This window comes from Dyadobacter sp. (assembly GCF_017744695.1).
Classification (GTDB): domain Bacteria; phylum Bacteroidota; class Bacteroidia; order Cytophagales; family Spirosomataceae; genus Dyadobacter.
In genome coordinates this window covers 101,286-119,294 of the sequence record NZ_JAGIAS010000001.1, presented here as the reverse complement: position 1 = coordinate 119,294, position 18,009 = coordinate 101,286, and the positions used below count along the sequence as shown (strand labels likewise).

Annotated in this window: 10 protein-coding genes; 9 read left to right on the top strand and 1 reads right to left on the bottom strand. The window is 53.4% G+C overall.

What is annotated here, in order from left to right; genetic code table 11:
- The first annotated feature begins 70 nt into the window (after positions 1–70).
- The 8 genes from J7619_RS00445 (at position 71) to bioA (ending at position 12,857) form a co-directional block, all read left to right on the top strand.
- Positions 71–1,228 carry a FecR family protein gene (locus J7619_RS00445; protein WP_291192790.1) on the top strand — a complete coding sequence of 386 codons (1,158 nt, stop codon included), beginning with the start codon at positions 71–73 and terminating at the stop codon, positions 1,226–1,228.
- A gap of 246 nt (positions 1,229–1,474) precedes the next feature.
- Positions 1,475–4,873, top strand: a complete 3,399-nt coding sequence (locus J7619_RS00440; protein ID WP_291192788.1) for a TonB-dependent receptor — start codon at positions 1,475–1,477, stop codon at positions 4,871–4,873.
- 44 nt (positions 4,874–4,917) lie between these two features.
- Positions 4,918–6,630 carry a RagB/SusD family nutrient uptake outer membrane protein gene (locus J7619_RS00435; protein WP_291192786.1) on the top strand — a complete coding sequence of 571 codons (1,713 nt, stop codon included), beginning with the start codon at positions 4,918–4,920 and terminating at the stop codon, positions 6,628–6,630.
- 271 nt (positions 6,631–6,901) lie between these two features.
- A complete protein-coding gene (locus tag J7619_RS00430) occupies positions 6,902–9,070 on the top strand; it encodes an alpha-galactosidase (protein ID WP_291192784.1) in 2,169 nt (722 codons plus the stop codon).
- A 162-nt stretch (positions 9,071–9,232) separates the two neighbouring features.
- Positions 9,233–9,841, top strand: a complete 609-nt coding sequence (locus J7619_RS00425) for a hypothetical protein (RefSeq protein ID WP_291192782.1) — start codon at positions 9,233–9,235, stop codon at positions 9,839–9,841.
- A complete protein-coding gene (locus tag J7619_RS00420; RefSeq protein ID WP_291192780.1) occupies positions 9,834–10,955 on the top strand; it encodes an aminotransferase class I/II-fold pyridoxal phosphate-dependent enzyme in 1,122 nt (373 codons plus the stop codon). Before J7619_RS00425 ends, J7619_RS00420 begins: the two co-directional genes overlap by 8 nt.
- Complete coding sequence (gene bioD / locus J7619_RS00415) at positions 10,942–11,586, top strand: dethiobiotin synthase (protein ID WP_291192778.1); 645 nt, start codon at positions 10,942–10,944, stop codon at positions 11,584–11,586. Before J7619_RS00420 ends, bioD begins: the two co-directional genes overlap by 14 nt.
- Complete coding sequence (bioA, locus tag J7619_RS00410; protein ID WP_291192776.1) at positions 11,583–12,857, top strand: adenosylmethionine--8-amino-7-oxononanoate transaminase; 1,275 nt, start codon at positions 11,583–11,585, stop codon at positions 12,855–12,857. The genes bioD and bioA overlap by 4 nt, the downstream gene beginning before the upstream one ends.
- Positions 12,858–12,878: 21 nt before the next feature.
- Here bioA and J7619_RS00405 read toward each other — a convergent pair whose 3' ends face one another.
- Complete coding sequence (locus J7619_RS00405) at positions 12,879–14,525, bottom strand: hypothetical protein (RefSeq protein WP_291192774.1); 1,647 nt, start codon at positions 14,523–14,525, stop codon at positions 12,879–12,881.
- 425 nt (positions 14,526–14,950) lie between these two features.
- On the opposite strand from J7619_RS00405, the gene J7619_RS00400 reads away from it, so the two are divergent.
- On the top strand, positions 14,951–18,004 hold the full coding sequence (locus J7619_RS00400; protein WP_291192772.1) for a TonB-dependent receptor: 3,054 nt from the start codon (positions 14,951–14,953) through the stop codon (positions 18,002–18,004).
- The last annotated feature ends 5 nt before the right edge of the window (positions 18,005–18,009 follow it).

The following is an 18,009-nucleotide window of genomic DNA, read 5'->3' as shown; positions in this document are numbered from 1 at the left end:
TTAAAAATTTATTCATCCTGCCGAGTATGAAAATGAAGGATGTGTTATCTAACTGTAAAACAATCTCACAGTGGACAGCACATACGAACATTTTGGAATGGTAGATTTCGTCACGGACGATCGCTTTCTGAGGCATCATCTGGCTCCGTCAACGGATTCGGAGGCGTTTTGGGAAGAATATCTCCGGACTTATCCGCACAAGCATACAGCATGGCAACAGGCCGGGGAACTCCTCCATGCAGTGTTGCTGGGGCTGACGAGCTATTCGAGAACGTATCTGTCCGAGGAAGAGGAGGTGCGGTTGCTCGACAGGATCATGCGTACCGCGGAGGCCTACGACGCAGGCATACAGGATACGCGCCTGCGCGAGGAGGACGCGCCGGTGAAGCCGCTCCGGCAGACTGGCTGGTACCGGATAGCGGCCGCTGCGGTTGTCGCACTGGCGGTCGTGGCGACGGGTTACCTGGTTTGGCGGCCCAAAACGTCCCGCAAGGCGCATTATGCCGAAACGATTTCCGCATTGGAAAGCACTTCCCGGGTGACGCGGCACACCAACAAGTCGGGGCAGCCGGAGCTTTATTACCTTCCCGACAGTTCTTCCGTCATGCTGGCGCCGCAGAGCGAGGTCAGTTTTACGGCTGCCTATAACCAGGAAAACCGTAGTGTATACCTTTCCGGAAAAGCGACGCTGGATGTGGTCCCGAATGCCGGCAAGCCATTCTTCGTTTATGCGAACGAGATCGTCACCAAAGTATTGGGCACGAGGTTCGAGGTGGTGGCTTTTGACGACGGTTCGGATGTGACGGTGAAGGTGTTGAATGGGAAAGTTACTGTTTATCAGAACAATGTGAGGAATAATGGGGCAGAAGCCGTGCCGAAGCAATCGGCCATTCTGCTGTTGCCGAACCAGCTGGTGGTTTTCGACCGAAAGGCGGAGCTCTTCGACAAGCGGTTGGTGGAAAACCCCGTTTCGCTCCCAGAGGTGAAGTCGCTTCCGAAATTCGAATACGAGGACGGCTATGCGGTCCGGTTCTTTGAAGATATCAAAAAAACTTACGGGGTCAACGTTGTCTACAACCCCGAACTGCTGGCCAATTGCCAGTTTTCAGCTTCATTTTCGGATGAAAGCCTGCCGGAGAAACTGGATGTGGTTTGTAAGACCATCGGGGCGTCGTATGAGATCATCGATGCCCAGGTGGTGATCACCACCACCGGATGTAAACCATAACGCTATATATAATTTTTGACTTGACCTAATCCTTAACCTTTTCACCCAACCCCCCTCGTCTGTATGATAACATAGCTACATCCCCATACTTCTTAAGCAACATGGCCAATGATGCTTGCTCCATCATTGGCCTGTGATAATCCTTAGCATCCCGGAGAGGTTGTAAGGATCGCTATTGTCCGAATTTTCCAAACGAACAACTCATTCAAAAGTATGAAACAAGCAAGACATTTACTATTCCAATGTATGAAAATATCGTTGGTTCAGGCGTTACTGGCGTTTGTGTTTATGGGGGTTTCCTGGGCTAATGATCTGTCGGCACAGGAGCTTTTGAGTCGTCGGGTGAGCCTGAACCTGACCGAGGTAAAGCTCAGACCTGCCCTGAAAGAACTGGAAAGGATCGCCGATGTGCGGTTTTCCTATACGCCGCAGATTGGCCAATCGCAGCAGCTCGTGACGCTGAAAGTGACCAATGCGCCCCTTGGGTACCTGCTCGACAAGCTTTTTGAGCCGATGAATATCCGATACGAGCTCAGCGGGAAGCATATCATTCTTTCGCGAATGCCCGCCGCGGCTGCGCCCGTGAAGATAGAGGTGCACGAGTCGCCGATGCTGAATCTGGCGCCGGTGAAGGGAAAGGTGGTCGATGAGATAGGCGTGCCGCTCCCGGGTGTCAGCATTTTGCTCAAAGGCACCACCAACGGGACACTCACCAATGCCGAAGGGGAGTTTTCCCTCGATGTGCAAGGCGGCGAGGGGATCCTGGTATTCAGTTTTGTGGGGTTTGTTTCAAAAGAAGTACAAATCGGAGGCAGGACTTACCTTGACGTCAAACTGGAACCCCTGGCCAGCGCGCTGAACGAAGTGGTGGTAGTAGGTTATGGCGCCCAGAAAAAGGTTTCTATGACTGGCTCGGTCAGCACGGTGTCTGCCGACGCCATCAAAAATGTGCCCACGGCCAACATTACCAATGCATTGGCGGGACGTGTGGCAGGTTTGTTCGCGACCCAGAAAAGCGGTGCGCCGGGCTCGGGCAGTACGCTGATTATCCGGGGTAAAAGTACGTTCAATTCAACAGACCCTATTTATGTGATCGATGGGATCGTACGCACGCCCGGTGATTTCGAAGCGCTCAGTCCCACCGAAGTGGAGAGTATTTCGGTGTTAAAAGATGCCACTTCGGCGGCGGTTTACGGTGCACGGTCGGCTAACGGCGTAATCCTCGTGACCACGAAACGCGGCTCTGCGGACGCGCCCACCTTCACGTACAGTGCGTACGTGGGCAAGGAAACCCCCAGCAAAGTACCGGAGCGCATGAATGCCTATGAACACGCCTTGTACCGTAACAATGTAGCCCGGTTTAATGACAGGCCCATTACGGACCCTTCGTATTATACGCAGGATGAAATCGACTATTTCAAGAATAACAACGTCAACTATGACTGGTTCAAAGGCGCCTGGCAGGACCCTGTTTTTACTCAGCATAACCTGAGCGTTTCGGGCGGTAGCGAAAAAGTGAAGTATTTTTCGAGCCTGGGCTACAACTTCCAGAACGGCGGGTTTAAAAATCTGAAATACGACCGCTTCAACCTCCGCTCCAATGTGGATGCCAAAATAGCCAAAGGCCTGAATATGGCGTTGATGGTCGATGCCAGCCTGCAAAAACGCGACCGGCCTTACTGGCCCTACGATGGCGGCGACGACGACCGGATGTATGACCTCTATCGCGGCTTGCTGAATAAACCGTCGTTCATGCCCTGGAAAATAGGGGATAAGTATGTCCGTGCATTCCAGCAATGGAACCCCATCGGCCTGATCGATAACGCCGGTTTCAGAAGCATCCGGAAAAACACATTCAATGGGATATTGAAGCTGGATTATGCGATCCCGCACGTCGACGGCCTGAAAGCCAACGTTTCTTTCAATTACCGCAAATACTACGAGTACGACAAAACCGTCCGTAAGAAATACCCGGTTTCAGAGTTTAAAACCACGGGCGGGCACAACCACCTGCTGACCGAGGAAGTGACCAACAGCCTGTTGCTGGGCGACTGGGAGAACAGCGCTTATGCTTCTTTCAATGAAGTGAATTCCTATCAGCTCAATGCCGGCTTGCAATACGAGAAGACATTCAATGAAAAGCACTTTCTGACGATCATGGGTATGTACGAGCAGGCCGAAGGCACTGGTAACTACCTTTACGGCTCGCGGAACAAATTGCTGACGCCGACGATCGAGCAGCTCTTTATTGGTAATGCAGCGAGTGAAAACCAGAGTGCCACCGGTAGTGCATCTGAAACGGGAAGACTTGGCTACATTGGCCGTGTGACCTATTCTTACAATGAAAAGTACCTGTTCGAGGCCAACTTCCGTTCGGATGCTTCCCTGAAATTCGCGCCGGAGGGCCGCTGGGGTTTCTTCCCGTCGGTATCAGCCGGCTGGCGTTTGTCGGAGGAGTCGTTTGTCAAGAACAATTTCAAAAACATCGATAACCTGAAACTGCGCGCTTCGTACGGTCTGCTCGGGAATGACGGGGGCGTAAATGTGGCGGAATATGGTTACCAGAGCATTTTTTCCGTCGCGGGTGGCGCGGTGTTCGGCTCAGCCACATCCGGCATTGCTCCGGGTGCGCTTCCCAATTACAACATTACCTGGGAAAAAACGCGCATTACCGACATCGGCCTCGAAGGCTCGCTGTGGAGAGGATTGCTGAGCTTTGAACTGGACTATTTCAGAAAGTATACCTACGATATCCTCGGCTCGAGGGTTATTTCCATCCCCAATACCTTCGGTGCGACGCTTCCCAAGGAAAACTATGGTATTGTGAGTAATCAGGGGATCGAGATCGTGGCGCGGCATGACCATACGCTGAAAAATGGCTTACAGTACTTCCTGGGCGGTAATTTCAGCTTTGCCCGTAACAAAGTAAAACAGCAGGATTATGCGGCGGGCGCATTCGATTACCAAATTCCGACGGGCCGTCCGATGGGTTATTTGTCGGGCTACGAGGCGGTGGGCATCGCCCGTACCCAGGCCGACCTGGAAAACCTCCCGAAATGGGGTACTTACGAATGGTCGCTGGGCGATGTGATCCTGAAAGACAAGAATGGCGACGGTACCATCGATTCCAAAGACATGGTTGTGCTGTCACGGCAAGGCGTGACCCCGGAAATTATGTACGGCATTACCACAGGTGGCCGCTGGAAAGGCTTTGATCTGAATGTGTTGTTCCAGGGCGTTGCCAATCGCAGGCTGCTGTTCCCCAACCGTGGAGACCTTTGGGACGAACAGGCGGTGTTGAAGATCTGGACCGATTCCTGGTCGCCCGAGAACCCCAATGCCAGATATCCGCGTGTTGGCGGCATCGGTGCGAGCAGTTATGGCGCCAGCAGGGCACCGTCGTCATTCTGGCTCATGAACGGTAACTACATCCGGTTGAAAAACATCGAGATCGGCTACTCGCTGCCGAAGGCTTTGACCAACAAGCTGGGGATCGGGGTGTTACGTATATATGTGTCCGGTGCTAACTTAGTGACGTTCGATAAAATTAAAGTCTCCGATCCCGAAGCAATCGAGGGGGCTTATGGCGTGTACCAGTACCCGATCATGAAAAGTTACAATGCAGGTTTGTCCCTCAGGTTCTGATCCGGCGGGCAGGTTATTTCAATTGATCCAAGATTTAGACAAAAATGAGAAATAGAACATATCAATACCTGTGCGCTATCATGCTGGCTTCCTCCCTGGGGCTAATGTCCTGTGAGGATGTGCTCGACAAAAAGAACTTGTCGGCCATCACGGAAAAAGATGTCTGGACCGACCCCGCGCTGGCTACGGCATTTGTGAACAATGTGTACTTGTCGGTGCCTTCCTGGGACGTGACGGTAGCCGATGCGACCGATGAGGCTTCACGGAATAATAGCTGGATTTCCGGTGTAACCACGGTCGATAATGTCCTGAACGGTGGCATGCCAGGCTACTGGCCTTATGCCGATATCCGTAAAATGAACCTGTTTTTGCAGGAGATTGATAAACCCGCCAGTACCATCGAGCAGGCGACCAAGACCACGCTGAAAGGCCAGGTACGGTTTATCCGGGCATTCGTTTACTTTGAGATGATCAAACGATATGGCGGCGTGCCGCTCGTCACCACTGCGCAGGAGCGCGACGACGACCTGCGTGTGCCGCGTAACTCGACCAAGGAATGTTTCGATTTCGTGCTCTCGGAACTGAACACCGCGGTGGGCGAATTGCCGGAATCGTATCCGGCGGCTGATTTGGGCCGCGTTACCAAGGGAGCGGCACTTGCTATGAAAGGTCGCGTGCTGCTTTTCCGTGCCAGCCCGCAGTTTAATCCGAGCAACAATCCCGCGCATTGGCAGGCGGCTTACGACGCTAATAAGGAAGCATTGACCTACCTTTCCTCCAAGGGGGCCGGGCTGATCGACACGTACAGCAATGCGGCATTGTTTCTGGCCGAGATGAACAAGGAGGTAATCTTCGCGATCCGCTTCCTGAACCCTGCCGGCCGCACCCAGAACCGCGACGCAGCCGTGAGACCGATCGATTTTACGGCCAATGCCACTGGGGGCTGCCATCCCACGCAGGAGCTCGTAGACGCATTCCCGCTTAAAAGTGGCAAAAAGACCGCCTGGAACGATCCGCAATATGCCGGCGACGTGACCAAAAGCTGGCAGAACCGCGACAACCGGTTTTATACCACCGTCGTTTACAATGGCGCGTCGTATTTGGGTAAAACCATGGAGCTGAATGCGGATGCGTCCGGGAATGGCTATTCTTATGGTAAACAGAACGGTACCCTCACCGGCTACTATTCCAGAAAGGCGATCGACGAATCATTGGACATTACCAATTCGCAGATTTCGGGAACGGATTACATCGATATGCGCTATGCCGAGGTGCTGATGAACTACGCCGAAGCAGCCATGGAGCTGAACAAGCTGCCGGAGGCATTCGATGTGCTTAGACAGATCCGTAAGCGTGCGGGAATCAATGAAACCACGCCCGGTGACGCCTCTCTATCGGGAAAACTCTATGGTTTGAACCCGGCCATGACGCAGGCCGAAATGCGGCAGGCGGTCCGGGACGAGCGTTACATCGAGTTTGCATTCGAGCAGAAACGGCTCTGGGATTTGCGGAGATGGCGGTTAATGCACCTCCAAATGACGGGTAAGAATAAACGCCACGCGATGATCCTCAATACCGACGCTTCGAAACCGGGTGGGTTTACCTATACGCTGTACGATCGCGACAATGCTCCGATGGTGTATAACGAAAACATGTATTTCCTGCCGCTGAGCACGGCTACGATGCAGGGAAATGCCAACCTGAAACAAACCAAAGGCTGGGGCGACGGTACGTTCGATCCGCTGGAAGGCATGTAATCATTAAAAGGTGTTCCGGACCGACGTTCATCGATGCGCTGTGTCCGGGATATCTTTTCTACCCACGCCTGTCGTAAAGCCTGGGGGCAGGAACCAGCTTCGGCCGATCACCAATGGCACACGGCGTGAAACCTTGCAGCTTTATCGCCATAAGGATTAAACTTAACGCGATAGCGCGTACATTTTGCAGGCCATGCCGGGAAATGTTTATTGTATTTTTGAAAAAATAAACTCTTTTAAAACAGCCCTTAACCAATTCCAATTACTTTTTATGAAATACCTTTTTTTAGCACTGGGTCTCCTTAGTTTCGCCGCCCGGGGACAAACGGCCGGTACTCCGTCGGCTGGCACCCCGGCAGCCGGCGACTGGCTGATCAAACCGGGAACAGCCAAAGCCCGTATCGAGCAATCCGGCAGCGATATTGTGATGTCCAACGGCCTGGTGAGAAGGGTGTTCCGCCTGAAACCGGACCTGGCCTGCATTGAATACAAGAACCTCACGAACGGACAGCAGCTGCTTCGCGCAGTGAAACCCGAGGCAAGGGTGGCACTGAATGGTGTACCTTACAATGTGGGCGGTCTGTACGGACAAAAAGAGAATGCCTACCTGCTGCCGCAGTGGATCGACCAGCTGAAAGTATCCGACAGCGCGTTTCACTACGTCGATTTTAAAATCGTGAAAATAGCGCCGTACCTGCAATGGAAGACGTCCATGTGGGCCGGAAGCAAGAAAGATGCGACAGGAAGCGAAGTGACATTTCGCTTCGGCTCGTCGCTTCCTGCGCTGGCGGGCGTGGACGTGTATGTGCACTACGCGATTTTTGACGGCATTCCGCTGGTATCCAAATGGGTGACAATCGAAAACAAAAGCAAGGGCGATTTGACGATCGATCAGGTCGTGAACGAGATACTGGCCGTGACCGAGGAGGAGAGTGCCGTGGTGGGCAAGCCGGAAGAAATGGCCAAGCCGAATGGTTTGTACATTGAAAACAACTTTGCGTTCAACAATGCCATGCGTTACGGGCTGAGCGATCAGGCGACGCATTGGAAAGTCGATGGAAGTTACACTTCGCAGGTCAATTATAATTACCAGACTCCCTGCCTGCTCGAAGTACATCCGAAGGTACCGATGGGGACGCGCCTCAAAGCGGGCGAAAAGCTGGAATCGATCCGTACGTATGAGCTCCTGATGGATAGCTATGACCGCGAGCGCAAGGGAATGGCCGTTCGTAAGATGTACCGGACCATTGCGCCGTGGACGACGGTCAACCCGATTTTTATGCACCTTGTGAGCAAAAACGACGAGCAGGTACGCACGGCGATCGACCAATGCGCTGCGACCGGTTATGAAGCATTGATCCTAAGCTTCGGGAGCCACTGCAACATGGAGGATATTTCGGCCGAAAACCTTAAAAAATGGAAAGATCTGGCCGATTATGCCCACAGTAAAAAGGTCATGATCGGGAGCTATTCGCTTTTCAGCTCGCGGAAGATCAGCGAAGAAGATGATGTGATTAATCCTAAAACAGGTAAAACCGGCGGAGCATTCTTCGAGAACGCCCCCTGCCTCGGCAGCAAATGGGGGCTGGCTTACCTGGACAAGCTCAAAAAATTCATGAGCCACACCGGCTTTGATATTTTCGAAAACGACGGTCCTTACCCGGGCGACGTTTGTGCATCCACTTCGCACCCGGGCCACGAAGGCCTGGCCGACTCGCAATGGAAGCAAATGGCGCTCCAAAAAGGCCTGTACCACTGGTGTGCCGAGAACGGTATTTATGTGAATGCCCCCGACTGGTATTTCCTCGATGGGACCAACAAAGTAGGGCTTGGCTACCGGGAAGTGAACTTTTCGCTTCCGCGCGAGCAGCAAAAGATCCTTAACCGCCAGAATATCTTCGACGCGACCTGGAACGAAACGCCATCGATGGTTTGGGGTTTTGTGCCGCTGACCAAATACCAGGGCGGCGGGCCCGAGGCGGTGCTTGAACCGCTGTCGGAACATCTGGATGCCTACGAACAACTGATGATGCAATACTATGGCGCAGGGGTGCAGGCATGCTACCGAGGCCCGCGCCTGTACGATACCGACGAGACGAAAAAGACGGTTAGCCATGTGGTGAGCTGGTATAAAAAATACCGCGATATCCTCAATTCCGACATTATCCACCTCCGCCGCGCGGATGGTCGCGATTGGGACGGCATTATGCACGTCAACCCGGAACTGCCGGTGAAAGGGCTGGTCATGTTGTATAATCCGACAGGTGAGAAGATGATCAGGAATGTGAAATTGCCTGTGTATTACACGGGTAAGGATCAGTCGGTGAAGATCCGGGTGAAGGAAGGTGCGGCACAATCTTATAAGGTCGGCCGGAACTACGAGGTTGACTATAAAGTGGAGATACCGGCGGAAGGATATACCTGGCTGGTAGTCGAATAGAAGTATACGCGCTGGCAACGGCGCATCAAATAGGAGGGACAGGTCGGCCGTCAAGCGGACTTGTCCCTTTTTTGTTTTGACCCGTCCCGGACTACTTCTAAAATCAAAACCGGCACATCTCGGGCGTCCGGCCGGGATATACTTTTGGCAAAAAAAAGAGCTATGTATAACCTGATCCAACGAATAGTACAGCAGGACCAATTGCATGCCCGCTGGCTGAATACCCTGTCGTACCTGGAAAACGCAGGTGCGAGAAAGATATCCGCTTGCGAACACCACACGCTGGTGGAGATCATTCAGTTGAAACACGCCGCCGAGGAACACCGGCATGCCTATATTTTGAAAAAACAGATTTCGAAACTGGCGCCTGCCGCTTGCCCGGACTATTCGGACAGCTACCTGTTTGCCGCGGTATCCACGCGCCAATACCTTGCCATGCTGGATATTCAATGCAGCCGGTACATTAAAAGTGTATTTGGATTGAAGGGCGCGCAGCTTCGTTATGCCGCTTATTTGTTTGTGACCTACCTCATTGAGGTGAGGGCCGACGAACTGTACCCCATTTACCAGCGCGCGCTTTCGGCGGCATCTCACCCGGTAACCGTAAAATCGATCATCGCGGAAGAGGAAGGACACCTGGAAGAAATGAGTTCACAGCTGAGCCAATTCTCGGCAGACTGGCAGGCACACGCGGAAATATTGCAGAAAATGGAGCAAGGGCTGTTCAACCGTTGGCTGGGCTGCCTGGAAAGCGAACTGGCTAATGCGTGACGACGTGCTGGCCCTTCTGTCGCAAGCCCTTTCGGACCGGGAGCAACGGGGGATTCTTCGGGAGCTCCGGACCAGGCAGCCGGGTATCGATTTTTATTCCAACGACTATCTTGGGCTAGCCCGCAACAATGCATGCCATGAAATGCTGCTGGCTTCGCTGAACGACAATCCGCAATGGCTGCGCGGGGGCACCGGATCGCGGCTGGTGAGCGGAAATTCGGCATTGACGCTCTCCGTCGAGGATTTTATCGCGGCAGAGCATCGAACCGAACGGGCGCTGTTGTTTCCGTCGGGGTACATGGCTAATATGGCGCTATTTTCCTGCCTGCCCGGGAGGAACGATACGGTCCTGCTCGACGAGTTTGTTCATCGGTCGGTGCTGGACGGCTGCCGGCTTTCATTTGCAGGCAAGATGCGGTTTCAGCATAATGATCTGGACCATTTGGAGAATCGCCTTGCCAAATCGCGCGGGAAATGCTGGATCGCTGTGGAAAGTCTCTACTCGATGGAAGGTGATTTTGCCCCACTGCACGAGATGGTTGCGCTTGCGGAGCGTTACGGGGCTTCGCTGATCGTGGACGAAGCGCATGCGATGGGCGTTTTCGGGTATGGGCTCGTGTGCGACGCGCAGTTGCAGGAGCGGGTATGCGCGACCGTGGTGACGTATGGAAAAGCCATGGGTGCGCACGGAGCGGCCATATTGTCGCGTGGAACCGTGATGGATTACCTGGTCAACTTCGCGGCCCCGTTCATTTACACCACCGGCCTTCCCGACCTGTTCGCGGCGACGATCCGGAACAATTATACCTTCCTGAAAGCAAATCCTCACCTGCGCGACGATCTGCAAGACCGGATCAGGTACTTTTTTTCAGCCGGACTACCGACGCTTTCCGGTGCGGCAAGTCCGGTCCAGGCTGTCCCGTGTCCGGGGATGGAACGGCTGGCTGCGGCTAAGGAAATGCTGGAAGCGCAGTCGCTGTTCACTTTCGCGGTAAGACCGCCCACAGTGAAAAGCGGCTCCGAACGTCTGCGGGTTAGCCTGCATACATTCAATACGAAAGCGGAAATCCAACAACTTACCGATTTGTTAAAAGCATTCCATGACACCGAATAGAACCACCTTGTTCGTCACCGGTATCGGGACGGATGTAGGGAAAACAGTCTGCTCCGCCGTTCTCACCGAATGGTTCAAAGCCGACTATTGGAAACCCGTGCAAGCGGGTACCTTGCATCACTCCGACCGGAAAACGGTTGCCGGGCTCACCGGCCCCGCTATCGTTACGCATGCGGAGGCGGTATCCCTCCGGCTGGCCGCGTCGCCCCACAAAGCAGCGCGGAAAGAGCAGAAGTGCATTGCCGTCGGGGACCTTGGCCTCCCCGAAACCGAAAATCACCTGATCGTGGAAGGAGCAGGCGGGTTGTATGTGCCTATCAATGAGCAGCTATGCGTGATCGACTGGATAGAAAGCCTTGGCGTGGAGGTGGCTTTGGTAGCGCGAAACTATCTGGGCTGCATTAATCATACCTTGCTATCGATTCAAGCCCTCAGGCAAAGGTCCATTCCCTTGAAATACCTGATTTTCAACGGGCCGTTTGACGAAGACACCCGCCGTGTTATTCTTTCCTATCCGGATATTCAGGCGACGGTACTCTCGATACCGCATTTCAAAACATTAAACGCTCAAAGCATTGCCCGCGCCGCCCGTCGGCTGCGCAGGGAGCATGGTTATCCTGTTACACAATGAACACGCAACATCTTACCTGGGGGCAACGGGACAGCGCCGTGAACTGGCATCCGTTTACACCGATCAAAACCGCGGGCGAAGCCATCGCGATCGTGCGTGGCGAAGGGGCCTACTTATATGATGAAAAAGGCAAGCGCTACATCGACGCTATCTCGTCGTGGTGGGTGAATTTGCACGGGCACGCCCATCCGTACATCGCGGAGCAGGTGTACGAGCAATTGCGTACGCTGGAGCACGTCATTTTCGCGGGCTTTACGCATCCGTCGGCCATAGCGCTTTCGGAGGAATTGCTCACGGTGCTGCCCGGGAACCAACGCAAGGTATTCTACTCCGATAATGGTTCCACGGCGGTGGAAGTGGCGTTGAAAATGGCTTTGCAATATGCTTACAACCGGGGCGAGAAGAAAACCAAAATCCTCGCATTCCGCCAGGGCTACCACGGCGACACGTTCGGGGCGATGGCCGTGGGCGGCCGGAGCGGCTGGACGGAGCCGTTTGCCGAATTGCTTTTCGATGTAATCCATATCGATCTGCCCACGGCGGAAAACCTGCCGGAGATCCAGGCAGTCATCGACCAGCATGCCGACCAGGTTGCCTGCTTTGTTTATGAACCATTGGTGCTGGGCGCGGGTGGAATGCTGATGTACGAGGCGGTGCATCTGGATGCATTGCTGCACTATTGCCGCTCGAAACACATTTTGCTCGTTCAGGACGAAATATTCGTCGGATTCGGGCGGACGGGGCGAATGTTCGCGGCTGATCATTTAACCGTAAAGCCCGACATCATGTGCCTTTCCAAAGGATTAACCGGAGGCACCATGCCGCTGGGCGTTACCAGCTGCACGGATGCGATCTACCAGGCATTTTGCACCGATAACGCATACGGGACATTGTTCCACGGTCATTCTTTTACAGCCAATCCGCTCGCATGCCGGGCGGCGCTGGCGAGTATGGAGCTCCTGAAAAGCGCGGAAACGCAGGCATCCATTGCCAGGATTGCCGCGCAGCAAGAAGCGTTCCGCGTGCGTGTGGCATCGCACGCGACCATTCATTCGGTACGGCAATGCGGCATAATCCTTGCCATGAACCTCGGTGCCGGCGGAAAGGATTCCTACTTCCGGAACCCAAGCCGGCATGTATTCGAAGCGCTGCTCGATCGGGGCATTCTCCTGCGCCCACTAGGGAATGTGCTCTACCTGGTGCCTCCCTATTGCATCAGTAATGCCGACCTGCAATACATCTATGATGCGATTTTGGGGGTAGTGGAATAGGGCGATTGAGGCGTTCTCAGGCTATTGGCCGATGGCTATCTTCTGTACGGAACCCGCCACGGTCACCATGTAAAGGCCGGGAACTATGCCGGCTGTCGTTACCGGCTTGCCTGGCTCGGCAACTTGCCTGCTGATCGTTTTCCCGCCGAGGGTCCGGATCACGACTTCGCCTTTTTCTTTCAGGTTTTTGATGTAGAAATGGTCAGTCGCCGGATTAGGATAAGTCACGATCGCCGAGTTGGCATTTTTAACCGAAACAATGCTTGAATAAGCAAATTTGCCGTCGAAATCGAGTTGTTTGAGGCGGTAGTAGCTGTTGAAAAGCGGTGTTTTGTCTATAAAACTGTAATCGCTACCTATATTGCTGTCGCCATGCCCGGCTACAAATCCAACTTTTTCAAAGTTGTTGCCATTCCAGCTGCGTTCTACATCGAAGCCCTTGCTGTTGCTTTCAAAACTGGTTTTCCAGTTCAGGTTGTTCTCGTTACCTTCATTGCTGGCTGAAAACGAGACAAGGGTAACCGGCAAGGATGTCACTACTTCTTTTTGCGTGGTAAGTACAAGGCCAGGTATGGCGCTGTTACTAACAATAGCGTGATAGGTACCCTCCTCGAAGGCGTTATAGGTTTTGTCGCCGATAATCGTGGCGATCAGTACATTGTCCCTGTACCATTTATAAGTATTGTTGGCGATAGTTCCCCCCGCTTCGGCAGATAGCAAAGTGGAACTGATACCCACAGTGGCATTCAGTTTAATGGCGGACTGGGATGCGTACCAATCCAGTCGGCTGATATTCGTATCCATGCCGTCAAAATTGAAAGCATTAAACATGATATCGACAGTAGCGGAAGCCGGGATTCCCGACAGATCGGGAATTGGGCCGCCGAGCGTGCCATAGTAGACGTCGCAGCAATTGGAATAGCGCAATCCCAGGGTTTTCAGATTGACCAGGTTATTGAAAGAGGCGGGAATGCCACCGGTAAAATTGTTGGCACCGGTCAGGTTCAGATATTCAAGTTTGGTAAGGTTGCCTAGTTCGGTCGGGATAGCACCTGAGAGTTGCTGGTTGCCCAGGTCGAGATGTTTCAAATTGACCAGATTACCCAGCGTACTCGGAATGGCGCCATCAAGCGGGCCATGATACTGCATATCCACCAGGCCGCAACTCAGGTCGAGGTAAGTCAGCTTGGTGAGATTGCCTAGGCTCGCTGGCAGTGGGCCTTGTAACGGAAATCCCCCCACCCACGGCCAATCACTGCCCTTGCCACTAAGGTCCAGGTATTCGAGGTTGGTTAGGTTGCCAATTTCTGTCGGAAGAGGCAGGTATTGCGTGTTACCTGGAAATTGGTTGTCCACAATCATGGTCCAGTCGACGATGAACGTTTTCAACTGGTCCAGATTTCCGATCTCCGGGGGAATGCTTCCATCGAGGGCGCTTCCCTTAAGGTTCAGTCCGGTCACGCGTCCGCCTTCGCAGGTAACGCCCCACCAGCCGCACGGGCTATCACCCGGGTTTCCTGCTGGGTTCCAGCCTGCCTTTTCGATCCATTGAGGGCCATTGGTGGAGTTATAAAGTGCAATTAATGCCAGGCGGTCCGATTCGAGGGAACCTTGCCCGTAGCTGGTAAAAAATGACGATAGCAAAATGACGAGTAGAAGATGTTTCATAGCTATTGGTTACTGATAGGAGAAGTTCAATTTGGATTCTTTATGTTACAAAAATGTAAACATCAGCTACAAAAGTCAATAAGGGGCTGAAAATGTTGTGTTTAAGCAGATTTGGTCTGCGACCATCGCTAGCAACACAGAGTGGTGTTATTATAAGTATAGAATAGTATAGATTCGAAATTACGCTGAGCCTTGTAATTAAATGTGTCATTTTGATACTTATTTATAGCAGTTTAGCTCGAAAATCGCCCCTGAGCGATTTCTCGACATCGCCGAAAAATATTTTTATTTAAAATAGTATAGAATAGTATAGGTTAGTTAAAAATTGTGTTCTTTTGATAAAAAATTAGACAGTGTAATTGTGTCGGGCGGCATCCGGAGGCTGGCCTGGACAGCTCGTGTTTCACTTTATAACCCTTTTTAACATGATTTTTTCTACCCGCTTTTCTCCACTGCTTCTGGCCGTGCTGTTGTTCCTCAGCGCGCTTGCGGTCAGGGCCCAGGTGCCGGTTTCGGGCCGGGTAACGGACGCGTCCGGCCCGCTCGTCGGTGTGAGTGTGATCATCAAGGGTGCCAATGGCGGCACGTCTACCAATGCGGAAGGCCATTTTACGATCAATGTGCCTACGGCCGAAGCAATCCTCGTTTTTTCCTACATAGGTTATATTCCCCGCGAAATACAAGTTGGCAAGCAAAGCAAGCTCGACGTGTTGCTCGAAGCGGATACCAAAGCGCTCGATGAAGTGGTGGTAGTGGGGTACGGGACCAAAACCCGTGCGGACCTCACCGGGTCGGTATCGACGATCAGAGGCACGGAGCTGGAAAAGTCGCCGGCCAGTAACCTGACCAACTCCATTGCCGGTCGCGTGCCTGGATTGATCGCCAACACACGAAGCGGCGAACCCGGCAACGACAATGCGGAGATTTTTGTCCGCGGCAAGGCCACGCTGGGTAGCACCGGTGCGCTGGTCGTGATCGACGGTATTCCGGATCGTTCGGGTGGCTTTGCGCGGCTTAACCCGGCCGATATCGAATCGTTTACGGTAATTAAAGATGCTACGGCGGCGATTTACGGCGCACGGTCGGCTAATGGCGTGATCCTGATCACGACCAAGCGCGGGGTGGCCGGCAAGCCGGTATTGTCCATCGGCACCAACTGGTCGCTCACGCAGGCGACGCGCGTGCCGCAAATGCTGAATTCCTATGAATATGCATTGGCGACCAACGAATACGACCGGATGATCGGGCAGAACCCCACCTGGACGGATGCCTCCTTACAGAAGTTCCGCGACGGTTCCGACCCGCTCTCGTTCCCCAGCACCGACTGGTGGGATGCGACGATGAAAAAAAGTGCATTGCAGCATAACCAGGTCATTTCCCTGCGCGGCGGCACGGACAAGGTTACCTATTTCCTTTCCGGCCAGTACCAGAAGCAGGATGGTATTTACAAAAAAGACGCGGCCTATTACAAGCAAGCGCAAGCCCGTGCCAACGTGGATATGGCCGTGACCGATAACCTGAAAATCGGGGTGGACGTGCTGTACCGCAACGAATTCCGCAATTCGGCGGTGGGTAACTACAATGCGGGGGCGATATTCCGGGAATTGTGGCTCGCGTATCCGTACCTCGTGCCGGTTTATCCCAACGGGCTCGTCGGGCCGGGTATCGGCGGAGGGCCGAACAACAGCATGGTATACGTCACCAGTGGGGAAGCCGGCTACAACCGGAATTCCAACGATTATCTGCAGACCAAGACGTATTTTAAATGGGATTTGTCCAAACTGGTCGATGGCGTGTTCCTGGATGGCTATTATGCTTACGACCTTACTTTTTCGAAGAACAAGGCATTTACCAAAACTCCTCCACCCGCTTTCCGTTACGATGCTGCAACCGGAAATTACATTCAGATCAATTCGGCGATCAAACCGAGCTTGTCGGAGTCGCGCGGTACTCTGAAACAAAACCTGATGAACATCCGGCTCGGCTATAACAACCGGTTCGGTGACCATTCCGTGGAGGGTTTTGCCGCATACGAGCGTTTCGAAGGCAATGCCGACGAGATCAGCGCATTCCGGTCGAATTTCCTCAGCAACTCGCTCGACCAGCTTTCGGCAGGTAGCCTCATAGGTCAGCAGAATAATTCGACTGCCGCTCAGACGGGCCGGAACAACTTCATTGCCCGTGCTTCCTATGGTTTCAAGAACAAATACCTTTTCGATTATAACATGCGTTACGACGGCTCGCAGAATTTCCCCGAGGGAAAACGCTACGGCTTTTTTCCGGCCGTTTCGGCCGCATGGCGCATTTCACAGGAGGATTTTTTCAATTCCAAAAGCATTACGGAGCTGAAATTGCGCGGCTCCTGGGGTAAAACGGGTAACGACGCCGTATCGGCATTCAACTACATCCAGACCTACCTCCTCGGAACCGGCTATGGCTATTCACTCGGGTCGAATGCCTCGCAGGTGAGTTCGCTGGTGCCCGGGCCGACCCCTAATAAAAACATTACCTGGGAAGTAGCCACGACCACCGACGTGGCGCTCGACGCGCAGTTCCTTAAAGGCAAGCTGGGTATTACCATCGACTATTTCCGTTCCATGCGCACGGGTATCCTCATTACGCGCAGTGAGTCTGTCCCCGCGTACACGGGCCTGACCCTGCCCAACCAGAACCTTGGAAAAGTGCTGAATCGCGGGATCGAACTCGAAGCCTACTACAATGGGACCATCGGAACGAGTTTCGGATATAATATCAGAGGGAACCTCACGTACGCCCGTAACAAGGTCATTTTCATGGATGAGGCAGCGAGCGTACCTTCGTACCAGCGCAAAACCGACATTCCGATCGACTCATGGCTGGTGTACGAATCCGACGGCCTTTACCAGAACCAGGCGGAGATCGACGCCAGCCCGCACCCGGCCAACACGGCGCCCGGCGACATCCGCTACAAGGACATCAACGGCGACGGGGCCATAAACGGTCTGGATCAGGTACGGAAATCGTCCGTCCGGACGCCACAGCTGATCTACGGTACGTCGCTGGGCCTTTCATGGCGGAACCTGGATCTTTCGGTTTTCGTGCAGGGCCAGGCCATGGCACAATCGTACCTCGCACCGGCCGGGCTGAACATGGCCAGAGAGTTTTTCGATGGTCGTTGGCAGAAGGAAGGCGACAATCAGTTCCCGCGTAACTTCAATGGCCCTACCGGTGCATCGAGAGGCGTAAATACGATGACTTCCGATTTCTGGCTGCGCAATGCGGCATTCGTAAGGCTGAAAAATGTGGAGCTGGGCTTCACGGTGCCTTCCGGTGTGCTGAAAAAAGCCAGAATGCCCAGCGCACGGATCTATATCAATGGCAGCAACCTGTTCTCGATCGACCGGTTCGGGCCGTCTTTTGATCCCGAAATCCCGAACAACACAGGTTACTATTATCCGCAGCAGCGTGTCGTGAACCTGGGTGCCAACATCAGCTTCTAACCCTT